Source organism: Pantoea sp. sgz302252 (genome assembly GCF_047713085.1).
Lineage (GTDB): Bacteria > Pseudomonadota > Gammaproteobacteria > Enterobacterales > Enterobacteriaceae > Scandinavium.
In genome coordinates this window covers 21,079-44,705 of record NZ_JBLFJW010000023.1, presented here as the reverse complement: position 1 = coordinate 44,705, position 23,627 = coordinate 21,079, and the positions used below count along the sequence as shown (strand labels likewise).

Annotated in this window: 23 protein-coding genes and 1 pseudogene; 13 read left to right on the top strand and 11 right to left on the bottom strand. The window is 54.6% G+C overall.

The window, feature by feature from the left end; translation table 11 throughout:
• Positions 1 to 125: 125 nt before the first annotated feature.
• The 6 genes from nudF (at position 126) to yajD (ending at position 4,990) form a co-directional block, all read left to right on the top strand.
• Positions 126 to 758: an ADP-ribose diphosphatase gene (gene nudF, locus ACLW56_RS17040; protein WP_330984926.1), complete on the top strand. Its 633-nt coding sequence runs from the start codon at positions 126 to 128 to the stop codon at positions 756 to 758.
• The gene (locus tag ACLW56_RS17035) at positions 755 to 1,177 is read left to right on the top strand and encodes a DUF1249 family protein (RefSeq protein ID WP_330984925.1); all 423 of its coding nucleotides are present in this window, start codon (positions 755 to 757) and stop codon (positions 1,175 to 1,177) included. The genes nudF and ACLW56_RS17035 overlap by 4 nt, the downstream gene beginning before the upstream one ends.
• A 24-nt stretch (positions 1,178 to 1,201) precedes the next feature.
• Positions 1,202 to 2,029 (top strand): 3',5'-cyclic-AMP phosphodiesterase, encoded by an 828-nt coding sequence (gene cpdA, locus ACLW56_RS17030; RefSeq protein WP_330984924.1) that lies wholly within the window; start codon positions 1,202 to 1,204, stop codon positions 2,027 to 2,029.
• A complete protein-coding gene (gene yqiA, locus ACLW56_RS17025; protein ID WP_330984923.1) occupies positions 2,029 to 2,604 on the top strand; it encodes an esterase YqiA in 576 nt (191 codons plus the stop codon). The genes cpdA and yqiA overlap by 1 nt, the downstream gene beginning before the upstream one ends.
• Positions 2,605 to 2,631: 27 nt before the next feature.
• Positions 2,632 to 4,527 carry a DNA topoisomerase IV subunit B gene (gene parE, locus ACLW56_RS17020; protein WP_330984922.1) on the top strand — a complete coding sequence of 632 codons (1,896 nt, stop codon included), beginning with the start codon at positions 2,632 to 2,634 and terminating at the stop codon, positions 4,525 to 4,527.
• Between the two features lie 115 nt (positions 4,528 to 4,642).
• Positions 4,643 to 4,990: an HNH nuclease YajD gene (gene yajD / locus ACLW56_RS17015; RefSeq protein WP_008106321.1), complete on the top strand. Its 348-nt coding sequence runs from the start codon at positions 4,643 to 4,645 to the stop codon at positions 4,988 to 4,990.
• A gap of 51 nt (positions 4,991 to 5,041) precedes the next feature.
• Here yajD and ACLW56_RS17010 read toward each other — a convergent pair whose 3' ends face one another.
• The 7 genes from ACLW56_RS17010 to qseB all read right to left on the bottom strand — a co-directional run bounded on the left by ACLW56_RS17010 (position 5,042) and on the right by qseB (position 9,849).
• The gene (locus ACLW56_RS17010) at positions 5,042 to 5,479 is read right to left on the bottom strand and encodes a hypothetical protein (RefSeq protein ID WP_330984921.1); all 438 of its coding nucleotides are present in this window, start codon (positions 5,477 to 5,479) and stop codon (positions 5,042 to 5,044) included.
• A gap of 376 nt (positions 5,480 to 5,855) precedes the next feature.
• Positions 5,856 to 6,002: a hypothetical protein gene (locus ACLW56_RS17005; protein WP_167370529.1), complete on the bottom strand. Its 147-nt coding sequence runs from the start codon at positions 6,000 to 6,002 to the stop codon at positions 5,856 to 5,858.
• Positions 5,971 to 6,465, bottom strand: coding sequence for a hypothetical protein (locus tag ACLW56_RS17000; RefSeq protein ID WP_330984920.1), 495 nt, complete (start codon positions 6,463 to 6,465; stop codon positions 5,971 to 5,973). The genes ACLW56_RS17005 and ACLW56_RS17000 overlap by 32 nt, the downstream gene beginning before the upstream one ends.
• Before the next feature lie 343 nt (positions 6,466 to 6,808).
• Positions 6,809 to 7,123 carry a putative quinol monooxygenase gene (locus ACLW56_RS16995; RefSeq protein ID WP_330984919.1) on the bottom strand — a complete coding sequence of 105 codons (315 nt, stop codon included), beginning with the start codon at positions 7,121 to 7,123 and terminating at the stop codon, positions 6,809 to 6,811.
• A 32-nt stretch (positions 7,124 to 7,155) separates the two neighbouring features.
• Positions 7,156 to 7,737 (bottom strand): NAD(P)H-dependent oxidoreductase, encoded by a 582-nt coding sequence (locus ACLW56_RS16990; protein WP_330984918.1) that lies wholly within the window; start codon positions 7,735 to 7,737, stop codon positions 7,156 to 7,158.
• 106 nt (positions 7,738 to 7,843) lie between these two features.
• Entirely contained in the window at positions 7,844 to 9,193 is a 1,350-nt protein-coding gene (qseC, locus tag ACLW56_RS16985; RefSeq protein WP_330984917.1) for a quorum sensing histidine kinase QseC, read from the bottom strand.
• Positions 9,190 to 9,849 (bottom strand): quorum sensing response regulator transcription factor QseB, encoded by a 660-nt coding sequence (gene qseB, locus ACLW56_RS16980; RefSeq protein ID WP_330984916.1) that lies wholly within the window; start codon positions 9,847 to 9,849, stop codon positions 9,190 to 9,192. Before qseB ends, qseC begins: the two co-directional genes overlap by 4 nt.
• A 151-nt stretch (positions 9,850 to 10,000) precedes the next feature.
• Here qseB and ACLW56_RS16975 point away from each other — a divergent pair, with 151 nt between their 5' ends.
• The 6 genes and pseudogenes from ACLW56_RS16975 to ACLW56_RS16950 all read left to right on the top strand — a co-directional run bounded on the left by ACLW56_RS16975 (position 10,001) and on the right by ACLW56_RS16950 (position 18,255).
• Positions 10,001 to 10,390: a YgiW/YdeI family stress tolerance OB fold protein gene (locus ACLW56_RS16975; protein WP_330984915.1), complete on the top strand. Its 390-nt coding sequence runs from the start codon at positions 10,001 to 10,003 to the stop codon at positions 10,388 to 10,390.
• Positions 10,377 to 11,032, top strand: a pseudogene (locus tag ACLW56_RS16970) (AraC family transcriptional regulator); the annotation flags it as partial. The gene ACLW56_RS16975 and the pseudogene ACLW56_RS16970, both read left to right, overlap by 14 nt.
• Positions 11,033 to 11,150: 118 nt before the next feature.
• Positions 11,151 to 13,409, top strand: a complete 2,259-nt coding sequence (parC, locus tag ACLW56_RS16965) for a DNA topoisomerase IV subunit A (RefSeq protein WP_330984914.1) — start codon at positions 11,151 to 11,153, stop codon at positions 13,407 to 13,409.
• Between the two features lie 156 nt (positions 13,410 to 13,565).
• Entirely contained in the window at positions 13,566 to 14,306 is a 741-nt protein-coding gene (locus ACLW56_RS16960; protein ID WP_330984913.1) for a 1-acylglycerol-3-phosphate O-acyltransferase, read from the top strand.
• An 84-nt stretch (positions 14,307 to 14,390) separates the two neighbouring features.
• Positions 14,391 to 15,803, top strand: a complete 1,413-nt coding sequence (gene ftsP / locus ACLW56_RS16955; protein WP_330984912.1) for a cell division protein FtsP — start codon at positions 14,391 to 14,393, stop codon at positions 15,801 to 15,803.
• Positions 15,804 to 16,041: 238 nt separating this feature from the next.
• Positions 16,042 to 18,255, top strand: coding sequence for a YgiQ family radical SAM protein (locus ACLW56_RS16950; RefSeq protein ID WP_330984911.1), 2,214 nt, complete (start codon positions 16,042 to 16,044; stop codon positions 18,253 to 18,255).
• Between the two features lie 43 nt (positions 18,256 to 18,298).
• Here ACLW56_RS16950 and dkgA read toward each other — a convergent pair whose 3' ends face one another.
• Together dkgA and yqhD are read right to left on the bottom strand one after the other, a co-directional pair.
• Complete coding sequence (gene dkgA / locus ACLW56_RS16945; protein ID WP_330984910.1) at positions 18,299 to 19,126, bottom strand: 2,5-didehydrogluconate reductase DkgA; 828 nt, start codon at positions 19,124 to 19,126, stop codon at positions 18,299 to 18,301.
• Positions 19,127 to 19,233: 107 nt separating this feature from the next.
• Positions 19,234 to 20,397, bottom strand: a complete 1,164-nt coding sequence (gene yqhD / locus ACLW56_RS16940; protein ID WP_330984909.1) for an alcohol dehydrogenase — start codon at positions 20,395 to 20,397, stop codon at positions 19,234 to 19,236.
• A gap of 195 nt (positions 20,398 to 20,592) precedes the next feature.
• Between yqhD and ACLW56_RS16935 the strand changes: the two genes are divergently transcribed.
• Positions 20,593 to 21,492, top strand: a complete 900-nt coding sequence (locus tag ACLW56_RS16935; protein WP_330984908.1) for an AraC family transcriptional regulator — start codon at positions 20,593 to 20,595, stop codon at positions 21,490 to 21,492.
• 79 nt (positions 21,493 to 21,571) lie between these two features.
• Here the strand turns inward: ACLW56_RS16935 and yghB are convergent, their stop codons facing one another.
• On the bottom strand, positions 21,572 to 22,231 hold the full coding sequence (gene yghB, locus ACLW56_RS16930) for a DedA family general envelope maintenance protein YghB (RefSeq protein ID WP_330984907.1): 660 nt from the start codon (positions 22,229 to 22,231) through the stop codon (positions 21,572 to 21,574).
• Positions 22,232 to 22,362: 131 nt separating this feature from the next.
• Positions 22,363 to 23,550: a cystathionine beta-lyase gene (gene metC, locus ACLW56_RS16925; protein WP_330984906.1), complete on the bottom strand. Its 1,188-nt coding sequence runs from the start codon at positions 23,548 to 23,550 to the stop codon at positions 22,363 to 22,365.
• Positions 23,551 to 23,627 lie beyond the last annotated feature (77 nt).

Below are 23,627 nucleotides of genomic sequence, written 5' to 3'. Positions count from 1 at the left end.
GTAAAAAGTTGGCGTAACGTGCCATCTGGCGTTAATTTGCACCAATCTACCACAGCATAATTAAAACAGTAGTCAAACTGACCCGAAATCCCTAATTTCATCACCCAAACATCAGGAAAACGATGATGACCAGGAAGCACGCGTCTGGCGTAACCTACGCCAAAAATGATGTAGAAATTATTGCACGTGAAACGCTTTATCGCGGTTTTTTTTCGATAGATCTGTACCGTTTTCGTCACCGATTGTTTAACGGTGAGATGAGCGGTGAAGTGCGTCGTGAAATTTTTGAGCGCGGGCACGCCGCTGTCTTGCTACCCTTTGACCCAGTGCGTGATGAAGTGGTGCTGGTTGAACAGATTCGTATCGCGGCGTATGACTCAAGCGAAAGCCCGTGGTTGCTGGAAATGGTCGCCGGGATGATAGAAGAGGGCGAAAGCCCGGAAGATGTGGCTCGCCGGGAAGCCGTTGAAGAGGCCGGGCTGCAAGTCGGGCGAGTCAAAAACATGCTGAGCTACCTGGCAAGCCCGGGTGGCACCAGCGAGCGCTTAACCATTCTGGTGGGTGAAGTGGACGCCACGACCGCACACGGTATTCACGGTCTGGCTGAGGAACTCGAAGATATCCGGGTTCATGTGGTAAGCAGGGAACAGGCGTACCGTTGGGTAGAAGAGGGGAAAATCGATAACGCAGCCTCTGTCATCGCCCTGCAATGGCTGCAATTGCATTATCAGGCATTACGAAACGAGTGGACAACATGAAGCGCTATACACCTGACTTCCCTGAAATGATGCGCCTGTGCGAAACCAATTTCGCGCAGCTACGCCGCCTGTTGCCTCGCACTGACGCACCCGGCGAAACAGTGAGCTATCAGGTAACCAACGCACAATACCGATTAACGATAAGGGAATCGACCCGCTACACTACCCTGGTGGACATCGAGCAGACGGTTCCGGCCATCAGTTACTGGAGCCTGCCGTCAATGTCGGTGCGGCTTTACCACGATGCGATGGTGGCTGAAGTGTGTTCGAGCCAGCAGATCCATCGCTTTAAAGCACGGTATGATTACCCGAATAAAAAGTTGCATCAACGCGACGAAAAGCATCAAATTAACCAGTTTTTAGCCGACTGGCTGAGGTACTGTTTAGCACATGGAGCAATGGCGATTCCGGTTTGTTAGCGTCGTGAAACCTAAGGACACCATTTGGAAAGCCTGTTAAATCTCTCTCTGGCTGGTGGGGCCAGGGTCAGAGTCTTACAAATTACTGATACTCACCTGTTTGCTGAAAAACATGAAACGTTGTTAGGGGTGAACACCTGGGAAAGCTATCAGGCGGTTCTGGCGGCCATCCGCGCCTCGCAACGTGAGTGCGATCTCGTTGTCGCCACAGGGGATTTAGCACAGGATCATTCGTCCGCGGCTTATCAGCATTTTGCTGAAGGCATCGCGAGCTTTGCTGCGCCCTGCGTCTGGTTGCCCGGCAACCACGATTTTCAGCCTGCCATGTACAGCGCATTGCAGGATGCAGGAATTTCTCCAGCTAAACGGGTCATTGCCGGTGAGCACTGGCAAATTCTGATGCTCGACAGCCAGGTGTTTGGTGTCCCCCACGGCGAGCTAAGCGAATTTCAGCTCGACTGGCTGGAGCAACGACTGACAGAATCCCCGGAGCGCAGCACGCTGTTACTGCTGCACCATCATCCTCTTCCGGCGGGATGCAGCTGGCTGGATCAACACAGTTTGCGTAATGCCGGGGCGCTGGATCGTGTGTTAATGCGCTTCCCGCGGGTGAAAAACCTGCTTTGCGGTCATATTCATCAGGAGATGGATGTCGACTGGAATGGGCGTCGCATGATGGCTACTCCGTCTACCTGCGTTCAGTTCAAACCGCACTGTGCGAACTTTACGCTTGATACTATTGCGCCGGGTTGGCGCTGGCTGGAACTGCATGCCGATGGCACATTGACCACCGAGGTGTGCCGCCTCGATGGCTCGCAGTTCCGCCCGGACACCGCTTCAGAAGGATACTGATGTCTACGCTTCTTTATCTCCACGGCTTTAACAGCTCACCGCGTTCTGCCAAGGCCACGGCCATGAAAACGTGGCTCGCGGAACACCATCCTGACATCGAGATGGTCATTCCGCAGCTTCCGGCATTTCCGGCGGAAGCGGCAGAGCTGCTGGAGAAACTGGTCCTGCAACACGGCGGCGAGCCGCTGGGGATTGTGGGGTCTTCGCTGGGCGGCTATTACGCCACCTGGCTGTCACAATGCTTTATGTTGCCAGCTGTCGTTGTCAACCCTGCAGTACGTCCATTTGAGCTACTAACAGGCTACCTCGGGCATAACGAGAATCCCTACACCGGGCAGCAATATGTGCTAGAGTCACGTCATATTTACGATCTGAAAGTGATGCAAATTGACCCGCTTGAAGCACCGGATCTTATCTGGTTATTGCAGCAGGCGGGTGATGAAGTGCTTGATTACCGCCAGGCTGTGGACTACTTCACCTCCTGCCGTCAAACGGTTGAGGAAGGCGGTAATCATGCATTTATCGGCTTTGAAGATCATTTCACACAGATTATCGATTTCTTAGGGCTGCGTTAAACAGCCCGTACAATTCGTGAACATACCATGACGCAATCTTCTTATAATGCTGATGCCATTGAGGTACTCACCGGGCTTGAGCCAGTTCGCCGCCGCCCGGGGATGTACACCGATACCACACGTCCTAACCACTTAGGTCAGGAAGTTATTGATAACAGTGTGGATGAGGCGCTGGCGGGCCACGCTAAACGTGTGGAAGTTATCTTACATGCTGACCAGTCGCTGGAAGTTGTCGACGACGGACGCGGCATGCCTGTGGACATTCACCCGGAAGAGGGCGTCCCGGCCATAGAACTGATCCTCTGTCGGCTGCATGCGGGCGGTAAATTCTCCAACAAAAACTACCAGTTCTCCGGCGGTTTGCACGGTGTGGGGATTTCGGTGGTCAACGCCCTGTCAAAACGCGTGGAAGTTAACGTGCGTCGCGACGGTCAGATTTACACCATGGCGTTTGAAAACGGCGACAAGGTGGAAGATTTACACGTCACCGGCACCGTCGGTAAACGTAACACCGGAACCAGCGTTCACTTCTGGCCGGATGAAAGCTTCTTCGACAGCCCGCGTTTCTCTGTTTCACGTCTCACGCACCTGCTGAAAGCCAAGGCCGTTCTGTGCCCGGGCGTAGAAATCGTCTTTAAAGACAAGGTCAATAACAGCGAACAAACCTGGTGTTATGCGGATGGTCTGAACGACTATCTGTGCGAAGCTGTAAACGGCCTGCCGCTGCTGCCAGAAAAACCGTTTGTCGGCAGCTTTGCCGGCGACACCGAAGCGGTAGACTGGGCGCTGCTGTGGCTGCCGGAAGGGGGAGAACTGCTGACCGAAAGTTACGTCAACCTGATCCCGACGATGCAAGGCGGCACCCACGTGAACGGCCTGCGTCAGGGCCTTCTCGATGCGATGCGTGAGTTCTGCGAATACCGCAATATTCTGCCGCGCGGCGTGAAGCTGTCGGCGGAAGATATCTGGGATCGCTGTGCCTACGTGCTGTCGGTGAAAATGCAGGATCCGCAGTTCGCAGGTCAAACCAAAGAACGTCTTTCTTCGCGTCAGTGCGCGGCCTTTGTTTCTGGCGTGGTGAAAGATGCCTTCAGCTTGTGGCTGAACCAGAACGTGCAGGCCGCAGAAATGCTGGCCGAAATGGCGATTTCCAGCGCTCAGCGTCGTTTACGTGCCGCCAAGAAAGTGGTGCGTAAGAAACTGACCAGTGGCCCGGCGCTGCCCGGCAAACTGGCGGATTGCACCGCGCAGGATCTCAATCGCACCGAACTTTTCCTGGTGGAAGGGGACTCGGCGGGCGGTTCTGCCAAACAGGCGCGCGATCGTGAATATCAGGCGATCATGCCGTTGAAAGGTAAGATCCTCAACACCTGGGAAGTGTCGTCCGATGAAGTGTTGGCCTCCCAGGAAGTGCACGATATCTCTGTAGCGATTGGCATCGATCCGGACAGCGACGATCTGAGCCAGCTGCGTTACGGCAAGATCTGCATCCTCGCGGATGCGGACTCCGATGGTCTGCACATCGCCACGCTGCTGTGCGCCCTGTTCGTCAAACATTTCCGTCATGTGGTGAAAGCCGGACACGTCTACGTTGCCATGCCGCCGCTGTACCGTATCGATCTCGGCAAAGAGGTCTATTACGCGCTCGACGAGCAGGAAAAAGAAGGCGTTCTGGATCAGCTTAAGCGTAAGAAAGGTAAGCCGAACGTGCAGCGCTTTAAAGGCCTGGGTGAAATGAACCCGCTGCAGCTGCGTGAAACCACGCTCGATCCGAATACTCGCCGCCTGGTTCAGCTGTTCATCGATGATGATGCCGATCAGCAGACGGACGCGGTGATGGACATGCTGCTTGCTAAAAAGCGTTCTGAAGACCGCCGTAACTGGCTGCAGGAAAAAGGCGATATGGCGGATCTGGAAGCCTGATTTGCCGTGCCGTCGATTGCCCGGCGGCACTTCGTTTGCACGGGCCTACTCTTTTGTAGGCCGGGTTAGCGCAGCGTCACCCGGCGCTTCCGCTTAGTAAATTGAGATAACCATCATGGCCCTGATTCCAAAAAACTATACCCGGCTGGAAAGCGGTTACCGCGAGAAAGCACTGAAAATTTATCCGTGGGTCTGCGGACGCTGCTCGCGTGAATTTGTGTATTCGAACCTGCGTGAATTAACGGTTCACCACATCGACCATGATCACACCAACAACCCCGAAGACGGCAGTAACTGGGAATTGTTGTGCCTGTATTGTCACGACCACGAACACTCGAAATACACCGAAGCGGACCAGTACGGCACCACGGTTGTTGCAGGGGAAGATGCGCAAAAAGACGTCGGCGAAGCCACCTACAACCCTTTCGCCGATTTAAAAGCGATGCTGAACAAGAAGAAGTAATCCCCTCGATAAAAAAGCCCGGTAAGCGCCAGCGCCACCGGGCAATGCCTTTTAGTGTGAAACTGCACTTCCTGCCCAGCGCGGCGCTTTCAAATCCCCGGCAAACATCCACACCAGTTCACACAACAAGCCTTTTAACACTTTTGCACTTTCCGGCGGCAGCGAGTGTCCGCACAGCAACTGCGCCAACGTCTGGCAGTAATCGCACAGCACTTCGGCATCTGGCTCAAATCGTTGCGGTTCATCGAGAAGCTCTTCTACGGTAAAGCGTTTAATTAAATGCTGAGGAATTGGCTCGTTCAACGTTGGACGAAGCAGGGCCAGGCACGCACTGAGCCTGCCTAACAGCGCCAGATTTTGCGTAGTGTCGTCGCATTCAATCAGAATTTCAGCAAAGCGGTCGCAGTAGTCTGCCAGATCGGTAAAGTCAGTTGCGGCGCTAAAAGGAAGGGTAAGTACATCGGCGTTCGTTTCGAGGGTTAATGCCATAAGGGCAACCTCCACTAAGTGACAGAAAAATACCACAGCGCATGCGCGCTACAGTGTCGTCACTAAGTTTTTCAGGAGGCCAAGCCCGGCATCTGATTTGGCAGGTGCGAGAGGGAGAATACTGCGATAACCAGACAGCAACAAGGGGTATTTCCGGAAGGAAGATCTCGTTTGGGAATGTAATCGTGCTGGGTTGGTTACATCATTTGAATCAATGGGTTTGGTCTGCTTTGAGCGAAAAGCGGAAGTTTGCAATTATTTTCACAGCCAACCAACCCTACTAACCTGAAGGTTGTATCTAATCTTTGGGGCAGGTCAGGGGGGATTTTCTGAGGGCATAAAAAAACCCGCCGCAGCGGGTCATAGAAATCTTTCATCACGCAACAGACTTTGCGGAACGTTTATGTAAAGTTCCTTCTCTGCTGGCACGCTCAAAGGATGCTTTAAGCTGGCGCATAGCTTCTTTCTTGCGCTCTGCAACAGTCATTTTCTTAAGTTCGGAAACATTTGGTTTGTATGGCATAACCTCGTTCCTCCTCTCCAACATCTTTGATTACTCTATATACTACATTAGCCGGGGCATCTTGTAAAATCCGGTCGTAGTAACGCTTCAACTTGTCATTCTCTGCTGTGGCAAGATAAGCCCTGGCCTGATAGATGATGTAATGCTTTTCAATAATCGTCGCTAACGCCTCTGCTAGTTCATCAGTAAAGCGTCTGCGCCTGGAGCATTCAGCTGGCGCGGGGGGCGTGTAAAAATTACCACTATCAAAGTTTTCTTGTCTATCAAATTTCACATCAAAACAATTAGTTGGGACATCAAATCCAACTTCCTCGCTACGGTATTGATGGTACTCCGCATCGCTGATATCAATGGGGCTAAATATCACGATAAAATGATGATGGTCTACCGAAAACCTATAGAGATGATTAAAAAAAACTCCCTGCGGAAATTCCTCAAATTCATCGGATAGATAAGAAATCATCTGATTGTTTTTCCGTTAAATGGTCACTCATTCTACCAGAATTATTCATTACAGTGCTAAGGGATAAGAGCACCAATTGCTGTTTTTTCATAGTTCCGCTACTCCTGCGGAATGTCGCAAATAAATGCAACACATCTACGCAAGAGCAGCGAAACCATGCCAGCTTTGAGTTACCAGCTAACGTCCGCTTCCGCCCAAACCCGACCCTAACGCACCACTCCGCATCTCATTCCAGTTATCACCATCCAACAAAAAGCCGGATAACGCGAACGAGGCGTCTCCGGCTTGAAGGGCAGAATAAACCCGGTAAACAAAGCGTCACCGGGTTACTGAGAAGGGGGAATTAAACGCCTTGTTCCAGAATACGGATGTGGCTTTCCAGAACGTTGCCTTTCACCGCTTCACTCCACGCTTTCATGTGCGCGGTTTGCAGGTGGGCTTCCAGATGGGCCACGGTTTCCCACAGTTCCACCATCACGATGGAGTCCGGGGCGGTGGTCTGGAAACTCACGCCCGCGGCGTGATCGACCATTGGCGCGTAGCCATGGCAACCTTCTTCCTGCAAAACGGTAGGGATAATTTTTGCGAACTCATCCAGTACAGCCTGACGATGGTGCTGGCCCGGACGGGTACGAATTTCAGCAATCACAGTTAACATAGTTCAAGCGCTCCTTGTGTTCAGACCCTCAGTTAACCAAAAATCTCGCCAAGATGCTTGCGATATTCTGCTACATAACGCGGCACGTCAGGCATTTTGATCACGTCATTGGTGATAAAGGTTGGCAGCGCTTCCATCCCCAGGAACTGATTGGCTTTGTGGAAAGGCAGATAAACGCCATCAACGCCCACGCCGTGGAAGAACTGATCTTTCTCAGTGAAGGCTTCCATTGGGGCGTTCCAGGTCAGGGACAGCATGTATTTTTTGCCCTGAATCAGGCCACCGGAACCGTATTTTTTGCTCTCGTCAGAACGGGTGCGGCCATCGCTGGCGTACAGGGAACCGTGACCTTCAGTGAACACATCATCGATGTATTTTTTCACGGTCCACGGCGCGCCCATCCACCAGCCTGGCATTTGCCAGATAACCGCATCCGCCCACAGGAAGTTCTGCACTTCTGCTTTTACGTCATAGTCACTGTCGGCGCGAACAACACGGACTTCATGCCCGGCGTCGCGCAGGAAACCGTCCGCGACCTCGGTCATGGTGTCGTTCAGCTGGCCGTTGGAGTGACCGAATTTTTTACCGCCGTTGATAATCAGGATCTTGCTCATGGTTACACCTCTGAAAACTAAGTTTGTCTGCCATTGTAACGCCGACACCGTAGCGGTGAAATTCGCAAAATGTGCAAAGTCTTTTGCTGTATGAGCAATAATCCCGTTACCAACGAATGTGTGCGATGAAACCGCCTTCAGGCGCGTTGCCAAACGTCACGGACAGTTGATGCAGCGAGGCGATGCGCCGCACGATAGACAACCCAAGGCCGCTGCCGGGTTCATCTTGCCCTGGCGGGCGGTAAAAACGTTCGCCAATGCGGGCCAGCGCTTCTGGGCTTATGCCCGAACCGTTGTCGCGAACTGTGAACTGGTTTGTCTCAAGGGTGACATCCACTGTGCTGCCGCGTGGGCTGTAGCGAACGGCGTTATCAAGCAGATTGCGCACCAGCAGGCTGAGCAACAGCGGCTGGCCTTTGCGGCTGACCTGCGCATCAACAATGTTCAGGCGGACTTCAATACCTGCCTGCTGCGCCGGATGGTAAATATCCATCACCGCGGATTGCAGTAAATCTGCCAGCGAGACTTGCTCCACATCATCCAGCTGCGACAGGGAATCCAGCCTCGAAAGGGTCAGCAGTTGATCCACCAGGCGTGCAGCTCTGTCGATGCCGAAATGAAGCTGAGAGAGCGCTTTTTCGCGGCCTTCAGGATCGTCCATTGAAAGCTGGGCGACTTCGGTTTGCACTTTCAGCGCGGTGAGCGGGCTGCGAAGCTCGTGGGCGGCATCAGAGGTAAAACGTCGCTCGCGCATCATCATTTCGTGCGAGCGAGTAAAAAGCTGATTCAGGGCGTCGACCAGCGGGCGAACTTCCCCGGGCACACCGGACGTGCTCAGTGGCGAATCAGATTCTGGCGAGCGTTCGCGCAATGTGCGGGTGAGTTTTTTCAAGGGCGCCAGTTCACGGCTAAGCAGCACAATCAGCAGCAGCACCATCAGAGGAAGCGCGACCAGCCACGGCGTGAGCTGGGATGTCACGATATCCAGAGCCATTTCCTGTCGATAATCCCACTCCTGGCCGACCACGATACGATAGCGCCCGTCGGCAGTGGTCACCCATAAAAAGCGCCATTCATCGTCATCATTATTCAACCGCCCATCGTCAAACCCTTCGCGACGATAGTGGTAGGGAATGTCCCGACCATTATCGCCGTCATTGACCACCATTCGCCCATCGACGGTATAAATCGCAAAGGCCAGTGCGTCGTCGTCCAGATGCCCGTGTTTGATTTTCTTTTTGGTCCGCAGCGCAGGCGTGGTGACGTGCAGTTCGTCAAAGTCCATCACGCTCAGACGTTTGGCGAACAGCATTTGTTGGGTATCGAACAGTTTGTCGAGCTTATCGGTGGTCTGTTGCCAGGCAATAAAGCTGGCGCAGCTCCAGGCGACCAGCGTCAGCAGGATAAACAGCAGCGTCAGGCGCAGACGCAGGCTCATGTGGTGCAAAAATCTCATTGGTCACCCAGGGTGTAGCCGATACCGTGTACCGTGCGGATAAAATGGCTGCCGAGTTTACGACGCAGGTGGTGGACGTGGACCTCCACCGCGTTACTGGACACCTCATCATCCCAGTTATACAGCTTCTCTTCGATGAGCTTGCGCGGCAGCACGCGACCCGCATTGCGCATCAGCAGTTCCAGCAGTGCGAACTCTTTGGGTTTAAGGGATAACGCTTCATCATTCAGGAAGGCCGTCAGGCTGTCAGGATTGAGCGTGACCGGCCCATGACACAGCGCATTACTGGCCTGGCCGTGAGTGCGACGAATCAGGGCTTCCAGACGAGCGGCCACTTCTATCAGTGCGAACGGTTTACACAGGTAATCATCAGCACCAAGGCGAAGCCCTTCCACACGCTGGGCGAGCGCATCACGAGCGGTGAGAATCAGCACGGGTTCTTTGCGGCCCGCCGCGCGCCATTCACGCAGAATGTCCAGCCCGTCGATACCCGGCAAAGTGAGATCAAGGATAACGGCGTCATACGGCGCGGTATAAAGTGCGGCTTTTCCTTCTTCGCCGCGGGTAAACCAGTCCAGCGTAAAACCCATTTTAATGAGCCCGGCTTTCAGACCATCGCCAATGAGTTTGTCGTCTTCTACCAGTAAAATTCGCATCCTTTCACCTGTTTACGCGCCCGTATTGCGGTCAGTAAACCCTTGCCGCGCCGCGCTGTACAGCAATAAATAATCTTTTTTCTCCTTAAGAAGTTGTTAAGATCTGCACGGTTTAATAAGGACCAGACACCACTCAAGGGAGAGATTCACGATGAAAAAGATTTTTGCGATTGCCGCCATTGCGGCGTTGATGTCAGCCCCGGTTTTTGCCGCTAACACTCAGGGCGGTTTTTCCGGCCCAGGCGCTACGCAGTCCGGCGGTTTTGTTGGGCCAAACAGCAGTGTGACCACCGTCGAAAAAGCCAAATCTCTGCGTGATGACGCATGGGTGACGCTGCGCGGGAATGTGGTTGAGCGTACCTCCGACGATCGCTATACCTTTAAAGATGCCACTGGCACCATTAATGTCGATATTGACCACAAGCGCTGGAACGGCCTTACCGTCACCCCGCAGGACGTGGTAGAAATTCAGGGCGAAGTCGATAAAGACTGGAACTCCGTTGAAATCGACGTGAAGCAAATCAGTAAAGTTAGCCAGTAATCCCCGTGCCGCCGTGTTCGCGGCGGCGCTGCTCCTTCGTTTCAGAATCCGGAATCGTTCAGCCGTGCCTTCAAAACCGCGTTTGGTAAAAGCCCTCGTCAGTTTCGACAACAGCCGGACTGGCTCGACTGGCACCAGCGCGTCCCGAAAATAGCCTCACAGGAGCCACAAAGGATGGACGTGAAGATGGTTGATTTTCCACAGACCAAAGTCGCCATGCTGCAACATCGCGGCAGCCCGGATTTGGTGAACGCCAGCGCGGCGAAATTCATCGAATGGCGCAAAAGCACGGGCCTGTCACCGGTCCGCGAAAGCAAAACGTTCGGCATTGCCTGGGATGATCCGGCCACTACGCCGCCGGAAGCCTTTCGTTTTGATATCTGCGGCAGCGTTTCTGCAGCGATTCCGACGAACGATTTCGGCGTCATCAACGGTGAAATTGAAGGTGGATGCTATGCAGTAGGGCGTCATACAGGTTCACTGGATACTCTTTCGCAGACCGTCTGGGCGATGTTTCGCGACTGGCTACCGGGCAGCGGCGAGACTTTGCGCGATGCGCCTGCTTTCTTTCATTATCTTAATTTCGTGCACGATGTTCCGGAGCATGAATTGCAGACAGATATCTACCTGCCCCTGAAATAACAGAAGCCGCCGGGCCTCCGGCGGCCCCCCTGTGACTCCTCACGCGAGATAGGGTATTATCGCCCGATGCTTGCCGTCTGTACCCCAGTGCGGCGCAAAGATTGAGGAAGACACATTAATGAGCGATATGGCAGAGCGCCTTGCGCTACATGAATTTACGGAAAAGGCTTATCTCGACTACTCCATGTACGTCATCATGGATCGTGCGCTGCCGTTTATTGGTGACGGACTGAAGCCTGTTCAGCGTCGTATTGTTTACGCAATGTCCGAGCTTGGCCTGAGCGCCAGCGCCAAATTCAAAAAATCCGCCCGTACCGTCGGTGACGTGCTGGGTAAATATCACCCGCACGGTGACAGCGCCTGTTATGAGGCGATGGTCCTGATGGCCCAGCCGTTCTCTTACCGTTACCCGTTGGTTGACGGTCAAGGGAACTGGGGTGCGCCGGATGATCCGAAATCCTTTGCAGCAATGCGTTACACCGAATCCCGTTTGTCGAAGTATGCCGAAGTGCTGCTGGGCGAACTGGGTCAGGGCACCGTTGACTGGGTACCGAACTTTGACGGCACGATGCAGGAACCGCGCATGCTGCCCGCGCGCCTGCCAAACATTCTGCTGAACGGCACCACCGGCATCGCCGTGGGCATGGCGACAGACATTCCGCCGCATAACGTGCGCGAAGTGGCCAAAGCCGCTATCACCCTGATTGAACAACCGAAAACCACGCTGGATGAGCTGCTGGATATTGTCCAGGGGCCGGATTATCCAACGGAAGCGGAGATTATCACCTCCCGCGCGGATATCCGCAAAATCTACCAGAGCGGTCGCGGTTCCGTGCGTATGCGCGCGGTCTGGAAGAAAGAAGACGGAGCCGTGGTGATCACCGCGCTGCCACACCAGGTATCTGGTGCGAAAGTGCTGGAGCAAATCGCCGCTCAGATGCGCAACAAAAAGCTGCCGATGGTCGACGACCTGCGCGACGAATCAGATCACGAAAATCCAACGCGTCTGGTTATCGTGCCACGCTCTAACCGGGTCGATATGGAACAGGTGATGAATCACCTGTTTGCCACCACCGACCTGGAAAAAAGCTACCGCATCAACATGAACATGATCGGTCTGGATAACCGTCCGTCGGTGAAAAACCTGCTGGAGATCCTGACCGAGTGGCTGGCCTTCCGTCGTGATACGGTGCGCCGCCGCCTGAATTTCCGTCTCGAAAAAGTGCTCAAACGCCTGCATATCCTCGAAGGTTTGCTGGTGGCGTTCCTCAACATCGATGAAGTGATCCACATCATCCGTACGGAAGATGAGCCGAAGCCGGTGCTGATGTCTCGCTTTGGGATCAGTGAAACCCAGGCTGAAGCGATCCTCGAGCTGAAATTACGTCACCTCGCCAAACTGGAAGAGGTGAAGATCCGCGGTGAGCAAAACGATCTGGAAAAAGAGCGCGATCAGATTCAGGCACTGCTCGCTTCCGAGCGCAAGATGAACAACCTGCTGAAGAAAGAGCTGCAGGCTGATGCCGAAGCCTTCGGCGACGACCGTCGTTCTCCGCTGCATGAACGCGAAGAAGCGAAGGCGATGAACGAGCACGACATGCTGCCGTCAGAGCCGGTCACCATCGTGCTGTCTCAGATGGGCTGGGTGCGTAGCGCTAAAGGCCACGATATCGACGCCAAAGGGCTGAGCTATAAAGCGGGCGACAGCTGGAAAGCTTCCGCGAAAGGCAAGAGCAATCAGCCGGTGGTGTTTGTCGACACCACAGGGCGCAGCTATGCCATCGATCCTGTCTCGTTGCCATCGGCACGCGGGCAGGGCGAGCCGCTCACCGGCAAGCTGACGCTGCCACCGGGTGCAACGGTTGAACATATGCTGATGGAAAATGACGATCGTAAACTGCTGATGGCCTCTGATGCGGGTTACGGTTTTGTCTGTACCTTCAACGACCTGGTGGCGCGAAATCGAGCGGGTAAAACGCTGATTACGCTGCCGGAAAACTCACAGGTCATGCCGCCGCTGGTGATTGAAGACGAGTCCGACATGCTGCTGGCGATTACCCAGGCCGGCCGCATGTTGATGTTCCCGGTCAGTGACTTGCCGCAGCTCTCGAAAGGGAAAGGCAACAAGATAATCGGCATTCCGTCTGCAGATGCGGCGAAGGGCGCTGACGGCCTGGCACACCTGTACATCATTTCACCGCAGAGCACGCTGACCATTCACGTGGGTAAACGTAAGATTAAGCTGCGTCCGGAAGAACTGCAGAAGGTGACGGGCGAACGCGGTCGTCGCGGGACGCTGATGCGCGGTCTGCAGAAAATCGACAAAATCGACATCGACTCGCCGCTGCGCGCCAGCGCAGGTGACAGCGAAGAGTAACCCCATTGCCCCTTCCGTCCGGAAGGGGCTGTAAAATTTGCGGCAAAACCGTTGTTAATTCGTGCGTTGCGATTAACAATACCCCATTAAGGGTTCTGCAAGTTTCATCCTCTGACCGGTATATAATTCTAAGCGGTTAGGTTCTTAGAGGTAGCTATGCTATTGATTTTTCGCGCAATCATCGTTGTCATTTACTGCATTCTGGTGTGCATTTTTGGCTGTATCTATTGCCTGTTTAGCCCCCGTAATCCGAAGCATGTTGCGACGTTTGGTCATCTGTTTGGTCGCCTGTCGCCGGTTTTCGGCCTGAAAGTCGAAAAACGCTTACCGGAAGGGTATGAAAATTTCGGTAATGCCATCTACATCGCCAACCATCAAAACAACTATGACATGGTGACGGCAGCCAATATCGTGATACCGCCAACGGTCACAGTCGGCAAGAAAAGCCTGCTGTGGATCCCGTTCTTTGGCCTGCTTTACTGGCTGACGGGTAACCTGCTGATTGACCGTAATAATCGCGCCAAAGCGCATGGCACCATTGCCAGCGTGGTGAATGCTTTTAAACAACGCAAAATCTCTTTCTGGATGTTCCCGGAAGGGACTCGCAGCCGCGGTCGCGGCCTGCTGCCGTTCAAAACGGGTGCCTTTCACGCTGCCATTGCGGCAGGCGTGCCGATCATTCCGGTGTGCGTTTCCAATACATCGAATAAAATTAATCTCAACCGCCTCGACAACGGTCTGGTGATCGTTGAAATGCTGCCGCCTGTCGACAGTACGCAATGGGGCAAAGATCAGGTTCGTGAGCTGGCGGCGCATTGCCGCGACATGATGAGTGCCAAAATCGATGAGCTCGACAGGGAAGTCGCTCGTCGCGAAGCGGAAAAAAAGAATAAGTAAGAGCTTTCACAAGCCGGTTTACGGTGGTGAACGCAGTTTGGGAACGGTTTCCCTCTGTTTAGTTGTCAGTTTCATGGAGTTAATATGTCACTCAGTCGGCGTCAGTTTATTCAGGCATCAGGGATTGCGCTTTGTGCAGGTGCGGTGCCGCTGAGGGCAAATGCAGCGGGGCAACAGCCCGCGCTGCCGGTTCCGCCGCTGCTGGAATCCCGTCGCGGACAACCCCTGTTTTTAACCCTGCAACGCGCTCACTGGTCTTTCACCCAGGGCACGCGCGCGCCGGTCTGGGGAGTGAATGGTCGCTATCTTGGGCCGACCATTCGTGTCTGGAACGGTGACGACGTCAAACTGATTTACAGTAACCGCCTGACGGAAAACGTGGCGATGACCATTCGTGGTCTTCAGGTGCCAGGCCCGTTGATTGGCGGAGCGGCGCGTATGATGTCACCGAATGCCGACTGGGCCCCGGTGCTGCCGATTCGTCAAAGCGCGGCCACGCTCTGGTATCAGGCAAATACACCGAACCACATGGCGCAGCAGGTTTACAGCGGCCTGGCCGGAATGTGGCTGGTCGAAGATGATGTGAGTAAGTCCTTACCTATCCCGAATCATTACGGCGTGGACGACTTTCCGGTCATTATTCAGGACAAACGGCTGGATAACTTTGGCGCGCCGGAATACAGCGAGCCGGGCAGCGGCGGCTTTGTCGGCGATACGTTGCTGGTGAACGGCGCGCAAAGTCCTTATGTCGAAGTTTCTCGCGGCTGGGTGCGTCTGCGCTTGCTGAATGCGTCGAACTCTCGCCGTTATCAGCTGCAAATGAGTGACGGTCGTGCGCTGCATGTCATTTCTGGCGATCAGGGGTTTCTGCCAGCGCGGGTCTCCGTCAAGCAGCTCTCACTGGCTCCGGGCGAGCGTCGCGAAATCCTCATCGACATGACCAATGGCAATGAAGTGTCGATTACCTGCGGCGAAGCGGCGAGCATCGTGGATCGTATTCGCGGCTTCTTCGAACCGTCTAGCATCCTGATTTCAACCCTGGTGCTGACGCTGCGCCCAACAGGCCTGTTGCCGCTGGTGACAGACAGCCTGCCAATGCGCCTGCTGCCGGAAGAAGTCATGACCGGAACGCCAATCCGTAGCCGTGATTTCACCCTCGGTGACGATCCGGGTATCAACGGCCAACTGTGGGACCCACAGCGCATTGACGTAACGGCGCAGCAGGGTACCTGGGAGCGCTGGACGCTGCGAGCCGACAGCCCGCAGTCCTTCCACATTGAAGGGGTGATGTTCCAGATCCGCAACGTGAACGGCGCAATGCCCTTCCCGGAAGACAGAGGCTGGAAAGACACGGTGTGGATCGACGGGCAAGTTGAGCTACTGGTGTACTACGGCCAGCCTTCGTGGCCACATTTCCCGTTCCAGTTCGCCAGCCAGACGCTGGAACTGGCGGACCGTGGCTCGATTGGTCAGATGCTGGTGAATCCGGCACCCTGATTGATTTAACCCTCACCCTAAAAGGGAGAGGGAACTGTCACGTGCTCATGTCTTTCTCTTTCTCCCTCTCCCTTTGGGAGAGGGCCGGGGAGAGGGGTAAATGCACTCTGTAAGCCACACACTCCGCATGGATAAAGGCTTCCCAACGTAATTTTCCGCCCGCGATCTGGCACACTCATCCGCATTCCCTTATAATCCCCGCCCTTTGAAGGTTCTTTTTTAACCACCCGGAAGCACTATGAGCGCAATTTCCCTGATCCAGCCGGATCGCGATCTCTTTTCCTGGCCTCAGTACTGGGCGGCCTGCTTTGGCCCGGCACCGTTTTTACCTATGTCTCGGGAAGAGATGGACCAACTTGGCTGGGATAGCTGCGACATCATTCTGGTCACAGGCGATGCCTACGTCGATCATCCAAGCTTCGGCATGGCTATCTGCGGGCGTATGCTTGAGGCTCAGGGCTTCCGTGTGGGGATCATTTCTCAGCCTGACTGGAACAGCAAAGACGACTTTATGCGTCTCGGCAAACCGAACCTGTTCTTCGGTGTGACCGCGGGCAACATGGACTCGATGATCAACCGTTATACGGCTGACCGTAAGCTGCGTCACGACGATGCGTACACCGCCGATAACCTTGCCGGTAAACGTCCTGATCGCGCGACGCTGGTGTACACCCAGCGTTGTAAAGAAGCCTGGAAAGATGTGCCGGTGATCCTCGGCGGGATCGAAGCGAGCCTGCGTCGTTCAGCACACTACGACTACTGGTCTGATACCGTGCGCCGTTCGGTGCTGGTGGACTCCAAAGCTGACATGCTGATTTACGGCAACGGCGAGCGTCCGCTGGTGGAAGTTGCCCATCGTCTGTCGATGGGGGAGTTGGTGTCTGACATTCGCGATGTGCGCAACACCGCGATCATGGTGAAAGAAGCGCTGCCAGGCTGGAGCGGTGTGGATTCAACGCGTCTGGATACGCCGGGTAAAATCGATCCGATCCCCCATCCTTATGGGGAAGATCTGCCATGCGCTGACAACAAGCCTGTTGAGCCGAAAAAAGCCGAAGCCAAACGGATTACCGTGCAGCCACCGAAGCCGAAGCCGTGGGAAAAAACCTACGTGCTGCTGCCGTCCTATGAGAAAGTCAAAGGCGACAAAGTGCTCTATGCGCACGCTTCCCGTATCCTGCATCATGAAACCAACCCAGGTTGTGCTCGCGCGCTGATGCAAAAACACGGCGATCGCTACATCTGGCTGAACCCGCCTGCTATCCCGCTCTCCACTGAAGAGATGGACAGCGTGTTTGCGCTGCCATACAAACGTGTGCCGCATCCGGCATACGGCAACGCCCGCATACCTGCTTATGAAATGATCCGTTTTTCGGTCAACATCATGCGTGGCTGCTTCGGGGGTTGCTCGTTCTGCTCCATCACCGAGCACGAAGGCCGTATTATCCAGAGCCGTTCCGAAGAGTCGATCATCAACGAGATCGAAGCCATTCGCGACACGGTTCCCGGTTTCACCGGTATTATCTCCGATTTGGGTGGCCCGACGGCCAACATGTACATGCTGCGCTGTAAGTCGCCGCGTGCGGAGCAAACCTGCCGTCGTCTCTCCTGTGTTTACCCGGACATCTGCCCGCACATGGACACCAACCATGAGCCGACGATCAACCTCTATCGCCGTGCGCGCGATCTGAAAGGCATCAAGAAGATCCTCATCGCGTCTGGCGTGCGTTATGATATCGCCGTAGAAGATCCGCGTTATATCAAAGAGCTGGCGACGCACCACGTGGGCGGCTATCTGAAGATAGCGCCAGAGCACACCGAAGAAGGCCCGCTGTCGAAAATGATGAAGCCGGGCATGGGCAGCTATGATCGCTTTAAAGAGCTGTTCGACACCTACTCAAAACAGGCCGGGAAAGAGCAGTATCTGATCCCTTACTTCATCTCTGCGCACCCTGGCACAACGGATGAAGACATGATCAACCTGGCGCTGTGGCTGAAGAAGAACCGCTTCCGTCTCGATCAGGTGCAGAACTTCTATCCGTCGCCGCTCGCGAACTCGACCACCATGTATTACACCGGCAAGAACCCGCTGAGTAAGATTGGCTATAAGAGTGAAGAAGTCTTCATCCCGAAAGGCGACAAGCAGCGCCGTCTGCATAAAGCCCTGCTGCGTTATCACGATCCGGCAGGCTGGCCGATGATTCGTCAGGCGCTGGAAGAGAAGGGAATGAAACACCTGATCGGCGGTCGCCGTGAGTGTCTGGTGCCTTCGCCTACGCTTGAAGAGATGCGTGAAGCGCGCCGTCAGAACCGCAACACACGCCCGGCGCTGACCAAGCACACGCCAGTATCGCATCAGCGTAATCCGGGTGCCGCTAAGCCGAATGCTGCCGCGAAGGGAAAACCTGTCGCTAACGGCAAACCTGCCGCCAGACGAGCCGCTAAGCCATAAAAGAAAGCCCGGCCAAATTTGACCGGGCTTTTGCATTTTTCGCTTAACCACCAAACTGATCGGGGTCCGGCCCAAGCCGTTTTCCCTGATCCAGTTTGGCTATCTCGCCCAGTTCATCCTTATCAAGACGGAAGTCCCAGACGTTGTAGTTCTCAGCGATACGCGCCGGGGTGACCGATTTCGGAATAACCACCAGACCGCTATCCAGATGCCAGCGAATGACAATCTGCGCCGGGGTCTTGCCGTATTTTTCCGCCAGATGGCGAATGATGGTTTGATCAAACACGCCTTCGCCGCCTTGAGCCAGCGGGCTCCAGGATTCCGTCTGGATCTTGTGCGTGGCGTTCCACGAATGCAATTGACGCTGCTGCATCAGAGGATGAAGCTCAATCTGGTTGATGACCGGACTGACGCCCGTTTCATCGATCAGCCGTTGCAGGTGATTGATCTGGAAGTTACAGACACCAATGCTCTTCACCAGCCCCTGCTGTTGCAGCTCAATCATGCCTTTCCAGGCTTCGACATAGTGATCGATAGCGGGAACGGGCCAGTGCATCAGATAGAGATCAACGAAATCGAGCTGCAGCTTATCGAGACTTTCCTGCAAAGCCTGAGCCGGACGCTTCTGGTCGTCGTTCCAGAGCTTGGTGGTGATAAACAGTTCATCGCGAGCGACGCCTGCACTTTTCAGGGCCTTGCCTACGCCATCTTCGTTCTTGTACGCCGCGGCAGTATCAATCGACCGATAACCGACCTCCAGCGCTTTATGAATGGCGGAAACGACTTCCTCGTTGCTTGCTTTCCACACGCCGAGGCCCAGCTGCGGCATGATGTTGCCGTCCTGAAGCTTAATCACAGTTGGATGTGTCATGCGTTCCTCCTTAGATAAAATCACCGGAGGAGATACGCCCCTCCGGCAAATCAGTAACACTAAGTCTGGTCGAAATACGAGAAAACGAAAGGTTAAGCGGAAATCCCTTAGCGTGCCGCTTCGTAAATGCGGCGGCTCACGTCGAGGGTAATGTCCTGATGTTCACCGATTTTCGTCATGCCATGCTCTTCGAGTTTTTTCAGCAGCGCCGGGATAGTGCTGCCGTCCAGACCGTAGCCGGACAGACGAGTCGGTACGCCCATCGCTTCGAAGAAATCGCGAGTTGCCGCGATGGCCGCGTCGATGCGTGCATCTTCAGACCCTTCAGTGATGTTCCACACGCGATCTGCGTATTGCAGCAGTTTGGCACGCTTGGTATCGCGTTTTTCATTCCACAGCGCAGGCAGAACAACGGCCAGCGTTTGAGCGTGATCCAGGCCGTGCATCGCGGTCAGTTCGTGACCCAGCATATGCGTGGCCCAGTCTTGCGGTACGCCAGCCCCAATCAGGCCGTTCAGTGCCTGAGTGGCTGCCCACATGACGTTGGCGCGGACATCGTAGTTTTCCGGCTCTTTCAGCGCTTTCGGGCCTTCTTCAACCAGCGTCAGCAGAATGCCTTCGGCGAAACGCTCCTGAATTTTGGCATTCACCGGATAAGTGACGTACTGCTCAACAGTATGCACAAACGCATCGACCACACCGTTGGCAACCTGACGCGGCGGCAGGGTGTAGGTGTAAACTGGATCAAGCACGGCAAAGACCGGGCGCACCAGCGGGTTCATAAATGCCTGCTTGTCGCCAGTGGTTTTACGGGAGATAACCGCGCCCATGTTGGATTCGGACCCGGTGGCTGGCAGTGTCAGCACAGAACCCATTGGGATGGCACTTTCAATCTTGCTGCCGCCCGTTTGCAGGATTTCCCATGGATCAACGCCGTCTGCGTAATGTGCAGCCGCCGCGATGAATTTCGTGCCGTCCAGTACGGAACCTCCGCCCACAGCCAACAGGAAAGTGATTTTCTCTTCGCGAGCGAGTTTCACAGCGTTCATCAGCGTTTCGTAAGACGGGTTCGGTTCGATACCGCCAAACTCCAGCACGTCCAGGCCGTTCAGGGCAGTCAGCACCTGATCCAGCACGCCGGTTTTCTTCACGCTACCACCGCCGTACGTCACCAGAACTCGTGCATCGGCAGGAATTTGCGCACGCAGGTCGGCGATAGCGCCTTGACCAAATAAAATGCGGGTGGGGGTGTGCAGGTCAAAATTAAACATAGCTTGTTCCCTTAAGTGCAGGTGAAAAAGAGGGCAGACGCGGTGCTGCCTGATGGAGTGTATTGTGGTCTTCCAGGGAGTCAGTCTCAATGCTTATTCCTGTCAATGTCTTGCCCATTTCTCCAGAGGGCTGGAGGAAATGAACAGTAACGTTCACACTGTTGTCATCGAAACCTGCCCGGAATGCTCTCCACCATGAACCGCGAAGAGACCTGTCTTCTGCTGACAGATAAAATTAAGCAGCTGAAAAACAATGAAGAAAAGCTCACTGCGCTGTTGCCGGATATCCGTCTGCTGTACGGCACGCAGCCCGGAACCCGCACGCCGGTGATGTACCAGCCAGGCATCGTTTTTCTCTTTTCGGGCCATAAAATCGGTCATATTAACGAACGTGTGTTTCGTTATGATGCCAACGAATACCTGTTATTAACGGTCCCGCTGCCGTTTGAGTGTGAAACTTTTGCGACGCCGGAAGTGCCGTTGGCAGGATTGCGCCTGAATGTGGACATCCTGCAACTGCAAGAGCTGCTGATGGACATCGGCGAAGACGAGCTGTTTCAGCCGTCGATGGCGGCGAGTGGGATCAATTCAGCGACACTATCTGACGACATTCTCTGTGCTGCAGAACGCCTGCTGGATGTGATGGAGCGTCCACTGGATGCGAGAATTCTTGGCAGGCAAATTATTCGCGAGATGCTCTACCACGTGCTGATGGGGCCACGGGGCGGGGCGCTGCTGGCGTTGGTCAGCCGCCAGACGCATTTCAGCCTGATTAGCCGGGTGCTGAAACGTATTGAAAGCCAGTACACGGAAAACCTGAGCGTGGATCAGCTGGCGGCGGAAGCGAATATGAGCGTGTCGGCGTTCCATCATAATTTTAAATCAGTGACCAGTACGTCGCCGTTGCAGTACCTGAAATCCTACCGTCTGCACAAAGCGAGAATGATGATGGTGCACGATGGGTTGAAGGCCAGCACCGCGGCGATGAAGGTCGGCTATGAAAGTGCCTCGCAGTTTAGCCGTGAGTTCAAACGCTACTTCGGTTTAACGCCGGGGGAAGATGCGGCTCGTATTCGCGGGATGCAGGGGGTGTGATTGACACTCTCCCAGGAAGGGAGAGGGAGCAAATCATTCCCTCGCCCCTTTGGGGAGAGGGTTAGGGTGAGGGGAAAAGTCAGGCGTTACAGTACTTCTTCTTAATCACCACAATCACCGTGCCGAGCAGGCCGCAGACCAGCAGGAAAATCGGCAGGATCATCAGGAAGGTCATCACCTGATCTTCGTGGCGTTTCACGAACGGGATCATGCTCAGCGCATAACCGAAGCTGGTGACGACCCCGACCCAAAGCAATGCGCTTAACCAGTTGAAGAACTGGAAACGGCGGTTGGACAGGCCGGAAATACCCGCCATGGTTGGCAGAAGGGTGCGAACAAACGCGAGGAAACGTCCGGCGAGCAGCGCCAGTAAGCCGTGGCGATCAAACATGTAAGTAGCGCGCTCGTGGTATTTAACGGGCAGTTGAGCCAGCCAGCCTTTGACCATCTTTGTGTTACCCAGCCAGCGGCCTTGAATGTAGCTCAGCCAACAACCGAGACTTGCCGCGGCGGTCAGGATAACCAGGGTCGGCATGAAATCCATCACCCCTTTTGCTATCAGGGCTCCCGCGAGCAGCAACAGGCTGTCTCCCGGCAGGAAAGACGCAGGCAGCAAACCATTTTCTAAAAACAGTGTCGCAAACATGACCAGATAAACCACCCCCACAACGTGCGGGTCCGCCAGCGCGGTAAAATCATGTTGCCAAAGCGCGGCGACAATCTCCTGAATAACAACCATGGACTTTCCTGTGGACTGACATTTTTTGTGTAGTGTACTCCTGAATCGCCCGGGATGCCTCGATCCCGGGCGCAACAATGCAGGCAGTTTTATCGGGGGCTGTCTGACATTGTGTCCATCAGATTGCCACTTTACACGATGCGTTCGAAGCCCGCAGACAAATCGCGGATAATATCGTCAACATTTTCTAAACCGATGTGCAGTCGTACCAGCGTTCCGCTGAAGTCCAGCTCCGCATCCGGGCGGATGGCCGCCAGTTGCTCGGGCTGGTTGGCGAGGATCAGCGACTCGTAACCGCCCCAGGAATAGGCCATGCTGAAGAGGGTGAAATTATCCAGATAAGCTGCCAGCTCGGCATCATTGAGCCGTTTTTTGAGAACGAATGAGAACAAACCGCTGCTGCCCGTAAAGTCTCGTTTCCAGAATTCATGGCCTTTACTTCCCGGTAACGCCGGGTGATTGACGCGTTCAACCTGTGGATGCTGAGCTAACCATTCGGCAACTTTCAGGCTGCTTTCATGATGTTGACGTAAACGCACACCCAGCGTGCGCAGACCGCGGCTGGTCATGTAGGCCGTATCGGCGTCCACCATCTGACCCATCAGGTAGGCATTCTCACGCAACTGATCCCAACAGCGGGCGTTGGAAACCGCCGTACCGATCATGCCATCCGAATGGCCAATAAGGTATTTGGTCGCCGCCTGAATAGAGATGTCGATACCAAAATCCAGTGCTTTAAACAGCACGCCTGCCGCCCAGGTGTTGTCGATCATAATGATCGCTTCGGGGGCTACGCGGCGAACGGCAGCCACAATCGCTGGCACATCATGCACTTCCATGGTGATGGAACCTGGCGATTCCAGGAACACCACTTTGGTGTTTGGCTGAATCAGCTTTTCGATATCTGCGCCAATCAGCGGATCAAACCAGCCGGTGGTTACGCCCAGTTTGGCGAGAATTTTGGTGCAGAAATCCTGGCTTGGCTCGTACGCGGTGTTGGTCATCAGAACGTGATCGCCCTGTTCCACAAAGGCCAGGATAGTATTGGCAACGGCCGCAGCGCCACAGGGGAACAGCGCACAGCCCGCACCGCCTTCCAGTTCGCACATGGCTTCCTGCAACGAGAAATGGGTCAGCGTGCCGCGACGGCCATAGAAAAGCTCGCCTTTGGCGCGATTGCGGGTGGCATGCTTTTTGGCCTCCACAGTGTCAAAGACAAGGGATGAGGCACGCTGAATGACGCTATTCACCGAGCCCAGGGTGTATTTTTTACTGCGGCCAGCGTTCACCAGCACGGTATCAAGTTGCTTATCGGACATGTTCGCGTTACCTGTTTTTATACGTCTGGACGTCTAAACTAGCATGATTATCAGGCGAAGTGCGATTGGTTCACAGA

Bases quoted from the DNA above. Each gene is read 5' to 3' on its own strand.
- ACLW56_RS16975 (WP_330984915.1), top strand. From the start codon at position 10,001: ATGAAAAAGATTTTTGCGATTGCCGCCATTGCGGCGTTGATGTCAGCC.
- parE (WP_330984922.1), top strand. From the start codon at position 2,632: ATGACGCAATCTTCTTATAATGCTGATGCCATTGAGGTACTCACCGGG.
- qseB (WP_330984916.1), bottom strand. From the start codon at position 9,849: ATGCGAATTTTACTGGTAGAAGACGACAAACTCATTGGCGATGGTCTG.
- ACLW56_RS17005 (WP_167370529.1), bottom strand. From the start codon at position 6,002: ATGCCATACAAACCAAATGTTTCCGAACTTAAGAAAATGACTGTTGCA.
- qseC (WP_330984917.1), bottom strand. From the start codon at position 9,193: ATGAGATTTTTGCACCACATGAGCCTGCGTCTGCGCCTGACGCTGCTG.
- ACLW56_RS16960 (WP_330984913.1), top strand. From the start codon at position 13,566: ATGCTATTGATTTTTCGCGCAATCATCGTTGTCATTTACTGCATTCTG.
- ACLW56_RS17010 (WP_330984921.1), bottom strand. From the start codon at position 5,479: ATGGCATTAACCCTCGAAACGAACGCCGATGTACTTACCCTTCCTTTT.
- ACLW56_RS16950 (WP_330984911.1), top strand. From the start codon at position 16,042: ATGAGCGCAATTTCCCTGATCCAGCCGGATCGCGATCTCTTTTCCTGG.
- nudF (WP_330984926.1), top strand. From the start codon at position 126: ATGACCAGGAAGCACGCGTCTGGCGTAACCTACGCCAAAAATGATGTA.
- metC (WP_330984906.1), bottom strand. From the start codon at position 23,550: ATGTCCGATAAGCAACTTGATACCGTGCTGGTGAACGCTGGCCGCAGT.
- ftsP (WP_330984912.1), top strand. From the start codon at position 14,391: ATGTCACTCAGTCGGCGTCAGTTTATTCAGGCATCAGGGATTGCGCTT.
- ACLW56_RS17000 (WP_330984920.1), bottom strand. From the start codon at position 6,465: ATGATTTCTTATCTATCCGATGAATTTGAGGAATTTCCGCAGGGAGTT.
- yghB (WP_330984907.1), bottom strand. From the start codon at position 22,231: ATGGTTGTTATTCAGGAGATTGTCGCCGCGCTTTGGCAACATGATTTT.
- ACLW56_RS16990 (WP_330984918.1), bottom strand. From the start codon at position 7,737: ATGAGCAAGATCCTGATTATCAACGGCGGTAAAAAATTCGGTCACTCC.
- yqiA (WP_330984923.1), top strand. From the start codon at position 2,029: ATGTCTACGCTTCTTTATCTCCACGGCTTTAACAGCTCACCGCGTTCT.
- dkgA (WP_330984910.1), bottom strand. From the start codon at position 19,126: ATGACACATCCAACTGTGATTAAGCTTCAGGACGGCAACATCATGCCG.
- ACLW56_RS17035 (WP_330984925.1), top strand. From the start codon at position 755: ATGAAGCGCTATACACCTGACTTCCCTGAAATGATGCGCCTGTGCGAA.
- ACLW56_RS16935 (WP_330984908.1), top strand. From the start codon at position 20,593: ATGAACCGCGAAGAGACCTGTCTTCTGCTGACAGATAAAATTAAGCAG.
- yajD (WP_008106321.1), top strand. From the start codon at position 4,643: ATGGCCCTGATTCCAAAAAACTATACCCGGCTGGAAAGCGGTTACCGC.
- yqhD (WP_330984909.1), bottom strand. From the start codon at position 20,397: ATGTTTAATTTTGACCTGCACACCCCCACCCGCATTTTATTTGGTCAA.
- ACLW56_RS16995 (WP_330984919.1), bottom strand. From the start codon at position 7,123: ATGTTAACTGTGATTGCTGAAATTCGTACCCGTCCGGGCCAGCACCAT.
- parC (WP_330984914.1), top strand. From the start codon at position 11,151: ATGAGCGATATGGCAGAGCGCCTTGCGCTACATGAATTTACGGAAAAG.